Source organism: bacterium (assembly GCA_013360195.1).
In the GTDB taxonomy this organism is placed as follows: Bacteria; Electryoneota; RPQS01; order RPQS01; family RPQS01; genus JABWCQ01.
In genome coordinates, this window is the sequence record JABWCQ010000035.1 from 1 (window position 1) to 7825 (window position 7825).

The window sequence follows — 7825 nt, forward strand, 5'->3', positions numbered from 1 at the left end:
ATAGTTCACAATCACCGAATCCATTACGCGCGGCTCAAGCGGCTGAAACACCAGATCGAGAATTTCCACAATGATTGAGTTCTCACCCGTACGCAATGTGAGCGGAAAGGGCGCGACTTCATCGGTCGTCACCGCGTCCTGATCATTCAATTGAATGGACACATAGCCGTCACCGAATTCGGGATCGATAAAATAGTTAAATACTTCAAAAACCAAGTTGATATCTGGGTTGTGTACAATCTCGTTGTCGTGCGGCGAAGAAATGATAATCTGCGGCGGCAGAAACGTGTTGGGTCCAAGACTTCCGTCGGCATTGATGTTCTGCACAAAGATGTCCATTGTCGCCGTCCGCGAGTCCGGCCATGCGGCGACAATCTGATTTAGCGGAGTGATGCAGGCGTGCGGTCTGCCCTTTTCACTCACCACCGAGCACAGCTCCTTCACGGTCGGAGTCCAGTTGGGCACACCATCCTGGCTGAGTTGGCTTGCGCGCAGGAGTGTGTTAATCTGACTGCCGGGCGCGTATTGCGAATAGAAGACTGTGTAGCTTTCGTCCTGCAAAAACGCGCGTACGTTGAAACACGGCTCCGGCGAGAGAGGTGCAATCGTCAAGCCGTTGGCATTCCACAATCTCGCACCGTTCACATCGAGCAGCTGCGCGTCCAATCCGCCCTGTGACTGATTCGTGTTTGCCGTCTGATAGAAGATAGCCACACCTGCCGGAACACGAATGGCCGACGGCGACATCTGCAACTCGTTCGCGGACAAATCCACCTGCACTCCGTCGGTAATCCATTCGACGTTTCCAGCCGCGTTGACATGCTGGACATAGCAATGATGCACGTTTCCGCGCGCATCGTACCAGTAGGAAAACGCTCCTCCGCTTCCGTCATAGAGCACGTCAGGCCGCATCTGTATGCCAATGCCGTTTTGTGTCATGATAGGTACGCCGTTGGGATTCCAGAGCGGCGTGCCGTCCTGCGCGTATTTTCGCAAATACAGATGACGCGGCGAAGTGAATTGCGTTCCCTGCTGCGCCAGATAAGAGAGTATGACGGCTCCCGAATCCGCTGCGGCGAGTCGCGGTATCGAGACACCGTTCGCTTGCGTAAACGTAATCGTGGGTGGATTAAAGACGTCCACACCTTGTGCGGTCAGACGCCGGAGGTGCATGGATGTTTCCTCTTGCCAGGCAAACACGATATCGCCGTTATTCATCGGTTCGATTTGCGGGTCCGGCTCGAAGCCGTCATTGTTGGACAGCGCGATGCCGTCAGCACCCCACAAGAATTCCTGCTGCGGACCGATGCTATAAACCGTAATATCGCGGTCAGAGCCGTTGCGGATATCGTTAATGGCCAGAATGCAATTATCGGAGACGTCAGCGGCGATATCCCAGTCCGTGAGCCACGTGTCCTGCGGATGATCGGAAATTAAAATACCGCAGGGGTTTGCCCACTGCGGCACTCCGTCCGAATTCAGTCTTTGCAAATAAATATCGTAGTTACCTGAAGAGAGATCCTGCCACGCGATGTAGCAGCCGCCTTCGGACAGCGCGGCGGTCTTGGGCAAAGCCTGTTCGCCCGTGTGGTCGCAGATCAACAGATTCAAGTTTGAATCCGTCGGCCATTGGGCAAGTGCGGAGAGGCTGCAGAGCAAAGTGAGCAATGCGCGTTTCATGATTCCACCTCCGAAACGAGTTCACGCAAATCAAATTCCGAGGACGTAAATCGTCCACGGCGCCACGGAAGTTTCGCTCTTCCATGCAAAAGGTTCTTCTGGTTTGCCAAGCGGAGAAATCATCTCGACAACTGATAGTCCCGCTTGTTGATACAGTTCGCGATAGGCCTCATCTGACCACATCACGTCAATGACAGGGCGTTGGTCTTCCACGTCGGTCATAATGATTTTCACTTCGTCTCCGCTCTTAGCAAGCTTGTTCTCAGGAAAGTCCTTGGTCGTGAACGAAGCCCACTCGTGAGTGTAGATATCCGGTGACGATACGAGATTGACGATTCTGCCCGCTGGAGTCAAATGGCTTGCCAGCGTCTTGAACAGCGCGAGCTTTCGCTCTGCCGTCGGGATGTTATCAAAGGTAAAAGCCGAGAAGATTAAGTCGAAATGCGACTGCAACAACACTTCGAGTTTGCCGTTATCCTCGGCCAGCAGATAGACTCCTTCCGGGTCTCTCTGCTGCGCGCGCTTCAGCATGTCCTCGGAAATGTCAATTCCAATCGCGTCAAAGCCAAGCTGTTTCAAAAAACGCGTCGAACGGCCTGCACCGCAGCCGAAATCCAAAGCTAAGTCTCCGTGAACATGCCGGACAAAGAGTTCGGGCAAGTCACGGTAGGCAAGATAATACGTGCCGGGGAATTCGAGCTTGTCATAAGCCTCGGCGCGGCGGTCGTCCTGATATACGTTGGTGAAAGACACTTATTTGTTGATATCAAGCTTCATCATCACCAGACCCGCCAGCAGTTTAGGATAGAAGTCGGTGGATTTTTGCGGCATTCTCTGGCCTGCGGCGGCGACGGTTTTCACATCGTCGACACTGGTCGGATTGAGAATAAACGCGGCCTGAATGCCGTTCTTGCCGACGGCATCAATCGACTCCTGACGCGAACGAACGTAGTCAACGTGCGTGCCCGCAGAAAGTGTCTTGGCGTCAATGCCGAGTTCGTTTTCGAGAATCGTCGTGTGCAATATCGTCACACCCAACGTGCGATCCGGTCCGCCGTGCTCGTTAGATTTCAGGAAGTAGAAATTGTCTTTGGTGCCGATTGCTTTCATGCCGAAAACTTGATCCGTCTTCTCGGCATCCATACGAGCGAACAGGGCTTCTTCGCTGGACAGCGGCGTGATGGTAAAATTCGCGGCTAATGCAGCGAGGAGTTTTGGGGCTGAGAAGTTTTGCACGTTCTGAATCAAGCGATGCGTGGGCAAAATCACCAGGCCCGGGTCTTCCATCGGGAACAAGCCCATCATGCGATGGTCAAAGCCCTGCTTTCCGACCGGTTTCCAGCCTTTGTCGAGCGCTTCCCGTTTGAAATTGCAGGCGGTCTCGTAACGATGATGACCATCGGCAATGAACAAATCACACGGTTCAAGCAGTTTCTGCATCTTTTCCACGAATTCCGGCGAATCGGCAATCCAAACTTGATGAAGTTCACCGAAATCATCCCGGCACTCAAGCGCGGGCTTCTGAGACTTGGCAATCGAATCCATCAGCTTCACGCTTTCGCCATTGGGGTCTGAATAGAGCATGAAGATAAGCTCGTCATTGGTCTCCAGCGCGCGCAGCAAGCGCAGTCTGTCGGCTTTGGGCCCGGCAAGCGTGTGCTCATGCGACTTGACCCGTTCTTCTTCAAGTGCGACGGAGGCCATAAAACCTTTGCGCACGTAGGTCTTGTTCAGGAAGGTAAAGGTCTGATAATAGAGATAAAAGGCCGGTCCCTTTGCCTCCACGAGAGAGCCGTCCGCAATCCATTGCTTTAAGGTTGCGGCGGCGCCGGGATAGGGTGACTCGGGATTGGCTACGGTCTCATCGGACTTAATAATACGAATGACATTATGCGGGTCGCGAGCATAATACTTCTCCTGCAGGGCGCGGTCGATTTTGTCATAGGGCTGGGTTACAAGTTTGTCCAGCTTCGCGGCCAGTGCTGGGGAATAGGTTAAGCCGCGAAAGGGGTGAATGCGGGCCATCAGGAACTCCGGATAGATTTCAATGGGGTAGTTTGCGAAAAGATACACAAACTCCGCAAAAAATTCAAGCCAGCCAGTTTGACTAAGTGCCTCAAAATGATTATTTTAGTTGGTTAGGCGCAACCCGCGCACCCGAATCAGCCCCAATCTCTCATTTTCCGCCGCGCCGGAAACTTCCAACCCCCTATGTCCAACCGTCTTCCGGAAGAACTGGTTTACCTGTCCTCGATGTTGGGACGGCCCGCCTATTCCCGCACACTGGGGACGGGAATGGGGAAGGTGTGGGATGTCATCGCGCAGGTGACGGAGATGTTTCCGGAAGTGAAGGGATTGGTGCTGCGCAATGGCGGACGATTGGTGCTATATCCTGCAACGGGGCAGGAGTATCAGGAGTTCGTGAAGGCCCGCAAGCTGAAGGTGGACGAGCACAAAATTGTTCCCCTCAGCCCCTCGCCCGATGACATCTCCATTCGTGAGACCTTGTGGGACCGCCAGATTGTCGATGTTGAGGGTGCGAAAGTCGTGCGTGTGAACGATGTTCAGCTTCTGATTGGCGACCGGCAATGGGTTGTGCATGTGGATGTTGGAGTCACCGGTTTGGCGCGACGGCTGGGTTATGAAACGGCGATGCGCAAAGCCGCGAAGTTACTGGGGCGGAAGATCGAGGACGAACTGATTTCGTGGAAGTATGTGCAGCCCGTCAGCGACAGCGCGGACGCACCCGGTCCGGTGCGTTTGAAAGTAGGTGCGCAGCGCTTGAAGGAATTGCACCCCGGAGAGATTGCGGATATTCTCGAAGAGCTGTCGCACGAACAGCGACAAGTGATGGTAGCTTCGATGGATGTCGAGACGGCAGCCGAAGCGCTCGAAGAGACGGACTACGACGTTCAGAAGGCGATTCTCGAAGGGTTGGAGCCTGAACGCGCGGCGGACATTCTCGAAGAGATGGAGCCGTCGATAGCGGCGGACTTGCTGTCGGATTTGGATGAGTCGGCCTCCGAGCAGATTATTCAGAAGTTCGAGTTTGAAGACGAGCGTGCCGAAGTGGCCGAGCTGATGACCTATGAGGAAAACACGGCTGGCGCGCTCATGACGACGGACTACCTCGAACTTGCCGAAGACAGGACGGTTGAGGACGCTTTGGAGTTGCTGCGCGACAGCGCGGACGAAATAGAAGCGTACTACTACATCTATGTGCACGACGAAGACGGAGTGCTGCTGGGTGCGGTGTCACTGCGCAATCTGCTGCAGAAGGACCCGGCTCTGCAATTGGGAAATATTTTATCAGGCCGCTTGATCACGGTGACGCTCGACACAAATCTGAGCGAAATTGCCGAACTGTTCCTGCGGTATAACTTCCTGTTCCTTCCGGTCGTGGATGAGAGCGGGATTCAAAAAGGAGTAGTGAGCTTCAAGGATTCGCTCGATGATTTGATGCCCACGCTCTATAAGACGTGGAAGAAGGATACGTGACGAAAGAAAAAATCAAGATTGAAGAACATACCGCGTTCGAGCAGTTTGAGCTTGACGAGCGTCTGGTGCGCGCGGTGACGCACATGGGATATGAGCGGCCTACGCCGATTCAGAGTCAGGCGATTCCGCTGGCGCTGAAGGGGCTGGATGTGATGGGCGCTGCACAAACGGGAACGGGCAAGACAGCGGCGTTCGGTTTGCCGATTTTGCATCGCGCATTGACCGAAAAACATGAGAAGCCCGTGGCCTTGGTGCTCTCTCCGACGCGCGAACTGGCGGTGCAGATTGAAGAGTCCTTCAAGAAATTTGCCAAACACACGAAGCTGAAGGTGCTCGCAGTATACGGCGGAGTGGGCTACGGTCCGCAAGTGGACGGTTTGAAGAAGGGCGCGGACATCATCGTTGCCACACCGGGACGTCTGCTCGACCATGTAGCGCGCGGCACCTTGCGTTTGGAGACGCTGAAGATACTCGTGCTGGACGAAGCCGACCGGATGCTGGACATGGGATTCCTGCCGGACGTTCGGCGCATCATCGCGCGCGTGCCGAAGGAGCGGCAGACGATGCTGTTCTCGGCGACATTTCCGGATGAAGTGGCCAAACTCGCCAAGGAGATTCTGCACAACCCGCAGAGTGTGCAAATCGGTCACAAGAGCAGCGCCGCACGCGGACTGTCTCACACGGCCTATCCTGTACCCGCTCACTTGAAGCCGGAGTTGTTGTCGGAAATTCTGATTGAACTGAATTCACCGGCCGTGTTGATTTTCACCCGCACGAAGCACCGCGCGGACAGGATACAGAAGCTGCTGGCAAAGAAGAACTTTTCCGTGACGAGTTTGCACAGCGACCGCACGCAGAAGCAGCGTATGGCTGCGTTGGAAGGCTTCAAGCAGGGCAAATACAATGTGATGGTGGCAACGGATATCGCTGCACGCGGCATCGACGTGACAGGCATCACGCACGTCATCAACTACGATTTGCCGGCGACATCCGAAGATTATGTGCACAGAACGGGGCGCACGGCGCGCGCGGAGCGCTTGGGTGACGCCTACACACTGGTGGCACCGGACGAAGAAATACTTTTACGCGAAATCGAGAAGCATCTTGGGCAGCAGATGACGCGCGCGGCTCTGAATCACTTTGACTATTTGGTGCCCGCACCGGAGAAGGCAACGGGATTGCAGAAGACAAGCGGGACGGTTGGTCCGCAAACGAAGAGTTTCACGTCGTCGCATCGCAGACCGAAGATACCTCGCAGAACGGGACGATAACCAAGGGGCACCCGCAGCAGGTGCCGCCGCAAAGAATCACGAACCCCTCATTGTCCCCCATTTTTGCGAATGAAGATGGGGGAGATAAGAAGTCATGACTTCCCTGCTCTCAAAATGGACTAAGCAAGCCTCGCCCGCATGGACGAGGTTTTTGTTGTTTCTGTCCATCATGGGGCCGGGGTTGATTACGGCGAATGTTGACAACGATGCGGGCGGGATTACCACCTACTCACAAGCAGGTGCGCATTTCGGATTGACGGTGCTATGGATATTCATCCCGATGACGGTCGCGCTGATTATGATTCAAGAGATGTCGAATCGCATGGGTGTGGTGACGGGCAAAGGGTTGTCGGATTTGATTCGTGAGACGTTCGGCGTCAGGTGGACATTCTATTTGATGATGGCCCTGCTGGCGACGAACTTCGGCAATGTTGTGGCCGAGTTTTCGGGTATCGCGGCGGCGGGTGAGTTATTCGGAATTTCGAAGTATCTGTCGGTTCCGATTGCGGCGTTTCTGGTGTGGATACTTGTGTTGAAGGCAAGCTACAGCACCATCGAGCGCGTGTTCCTGATAGCGGTGCTTTTTTATGTTGCATACATTATTGCCGGAGTTCAGGCGAAACCGGACTGGGCACGAGTCGGCGAAGCGCTGGTGACACCGAGTCTTTCAGGCGGCAACGCGTACCTGCTGATGATTATCGGCGTGATAGGCACGACCATCGCGCCGTGGATGCAGTTTTATCAGCAGGCGAGCGTGGTGGAAAAGGAGATACCGCTTAAGTATTACCGGTATTCCCGGATTGACACCATTGTAGGCGGCATCGGAGTCAGCGTGATTGCGATGTTTATTGTGGTCGTGTGCGCGCAGACGATTCATCCGACGGGAATTCACATCGAAGAGGCCGCGCAAGCGGCACAGGCACTGGCTCCGGTGGCCGGAGAATTCGCGGCGATATTATTTGGCTTCGGCTTGTTGAATGCGAGCTTGTTTGGCGCTTCCATTTTACCGATGTCCACCAGTTACACGATTTGTGAAGCGATGGGCTGGGAATCGGGAGTCAAGTATAAGTTTGACGAAGCGAAGCAGTTTTACATTATTTACACGGCGCTGATCGTGCTGGGCGCGGCATTCGTACTGATACCGGGGCTGCCGTTAATTCGCGTGATGTTTCTTTCGCAGGTTGTGAACGGAGTGCTGCTGCCCTTCATACTGATCCCGATGCTGATCATGGTGAACAAGAAATCGCTGATGGATGAATACGTGAACGGCCCGGTATACAATGTTATCTGTTGGGTGATGGTTGTGGTGCTGAGCGGGCTGTCTCTAGTGTATTTCGGGGGACTGGTAATCGGGTAACGGAACGACCAGGGCGCGG

At 54.4% G+C, this 7825-nt stretch carries 6 protein-coding genes; 3 read left to right on the top strand and 3 right to left on the bottom strand.

Annotated elements, in window-relative coordinates; all coding sequences use genetic code 11:
- From HUU59_13415 to HUU59_13425, 3 genes are all read right to left on the bottom strand, one after another.
- Nucleotides 1–1680: hypothetical protein (locus HUU59_13415; protein ID NUO20439.1), on the bottom strand; the 1680-nt coding region annotated here is incomplete at its 3' end.
- Between the two features lie 30 nt (nucleotides 1681–1710).
- On the bottom strand, nucleotides 1711–2433 hold the full coding sequence (locus tag HUU59_13420; protein ID NUO20440.1) for a class I SAM-dependent methyltransferase: 723 nt from the start codon (nucleotides 2431–2433) through the stop codon (nucleotides 1711–1713).
- Nucleotides 2434–3705 carry a DUF1015 domain-containing protein gene (locus HUU59_13425; protein ID NUO20441.1) on the bottom strand — a complete coding sequence of 424 codons (1272 nt, stop codon included), beginning with the start codon at nucleotides 3703–3705 and terminating at the stop codon, nucleotides 2434–2436.
- Nucleotides 3706–3891: 186 nt separating this feature from the next.
- Here HUU59_13425 and HUU59_13430 point away from each other — a divergent pair, with 186 nt between their 5' ends.
- The 3 genes from HUU59_13430 (at nucleotide 3892) to HUU59_13440 (ending at nucleotide 7806) form a co-directional block, all read left to right on the top strand.
- A complete protein-coding gene (locus HUU59_13430; protein NUO20442.1) occupies nucleotides 3892–5178 on the top strand; it encodes a magnesium transporter in 1287 nt (428 codons plus the stop codon).
- The gene (locus tag HUU59_13435; GenBank protein NUO20443.1) at nucleotides 5175–6449 is read left to right on the top strand and encodes a DEAD/DEAH box helicase; all 1275 of its coding nucleotides are present in this window, start codon (nucleotides 5175–5177) and stop codon (nucleotides 6447–6449) included. Before HUU59_13430 ends, HUU59_13435 begins: the two co-directional genes overlap by 4 nt.
- Nucleotides 6450–6543: 94 nt before the next feature.
- Complete coding sequence (locus HUU59_13440; GenBank protein ID NUO20444.1) at nucleotides 6544–7806, top strand: Nramp family divalent metal transporter; 1263 nt, start codon at nucleotides 6544–6546, stop codon at nucleotides 7804–7806.
- The last annotated feature ends 19 nt before the right edge of the window (nucleotides 7807–7825 follow it).